Here is a 1,325-nt window from a genome sequence, read left to right on the forward strand (position 1 = left end):
GCCCGCTCCACAATTTTGGAGGCGTACATGACTGCCACCTCGTGCGCCAGCTCAGCAACCACCCCCAGATCGTGGGTGATGATGAGGATGGCCATCCCCTGTTTTTGCTGGATTTCGCGGAGAAGCTCCAGAATCTGGGCCTGTATGGTGACGTCCAAGGCGGTGGTGGGTTCGTCGGCGATGAGCAGCTTCGGACGGCATGCCAGCGCCATGGCGATCATCACGCGCTGTCGCATCCCCCCGGAAAACTGGTGGGGATAGTCCCGCCAGCGTTTTTCCGCATCGGGGATCCCCACCTGCTTGAGCGCGTCGATCATCAACTCTTTAGCGCGTTCGGCGGAGATGCGGCCACCGCTCCCTTCTTCCCGGTGGTGGAGGCGAATGGCCTCCAGAATCTGCGAACCCACCGTGAAAACGGGGTTGAGGGAGGTCATGGGTTCCTGAAAGATCATGGCGATTTTGCCGCCCCGTACTTTCCGCATCTCGGGCTCACTGAGCTCGGTGAGGACGCGGAGGCCGTCTTCATCATGGTAGGTGATTTTTCCACCGACGATTCGGCCGGGCGGGGCCACCAGCCGCATGATCGACAGAGCGGTCACCGATTTGCCGCACCCGGATTCCCCCACCAGCCCCAACGTCCGACCGGGGTAGATTTCCAGGGAGACGTCGTCCACGGCGCGGAGAATGGCTTCGTCGGTGAAAAAGTACGTCCGAAGGTTCTCCACCCGAAGCAGGGGATCCAGCCGTGTCGTTTGACCCTGCATGTTTTCAGATTGGACGGAAACGGGCATGAAGCGTATCTCTCGCAGTCGGTCGCGTTATTTGTCGGTACCCATCGGCAAACTCGTGTGGTGGGCCATTTCCCATCCCGCCAAAAACGTCAAATGCGCAGTCGGGGATCCATGGCGTCGCGAAGTCCGTTACCCACCAGATTGAACGCGGTCACGGTAATAAACATGGCCAGCGAGGGGAAGACCACCAGCCACCAATAGTGATAATTCTCGCTTCCCTGGCGAAGCAGCAAGCCCCAGCTTGGGGCGGGCAGACGGACGCCAAAACCCAGCAGGCTCAAGCCCGCTTCGGTGATGATCGCACCAGCAATCCCGAAAGGCGCCGCCACCATAGCCGGGGAAAGGGAGTTCGGCAACACGTGCCAGAAGAGGACGCGGAGGTTTGTCGCGCCGGTCGCTCGGGCGGCGGCCACGTAATCAAGATTTCGCTGTTTCAGGACCTCGCCGCGAATCAGCCGGGCGACGGTGGGCCAGCCGGTCAACCCGATGACCACCATGATGATGTAAATACTCTGGCCCAACAGCCCCACGAGT

At 60.8% G+C, this 1,325-nt stretch carries 2 protein-coding genes; both read right to left on the minus strand.

Annotated elements, in window-relative coordinates; translation table 11 throughout:
• Window positions 1-791: ABC transporter ATP-binding protein (locus tag H5U08_RS19030; protein WP_297036811.1), on the minus strand; the 791-nt coding region annotated here is incomplete at its 3' end.
• 89 nt (window positions 792-880) lie between these two features.
• Window positions 881-1,325, minus strand: a 445-nt coding sequence (locus H5U08_RS19035) for an ABC transporter permease (RefSeq protein ID WP_297036813.1), incomplete at its 5' end; no start/stop codon positions are given.

The sequence above is a fragment of the Thermogutta sp. genome, from assembly GCF_014359955.1.
GTDB lineage: Bacteria > Planctomycetota > Planctomycetia > Pirellulales > Thermoguttaceae > Thermogutta.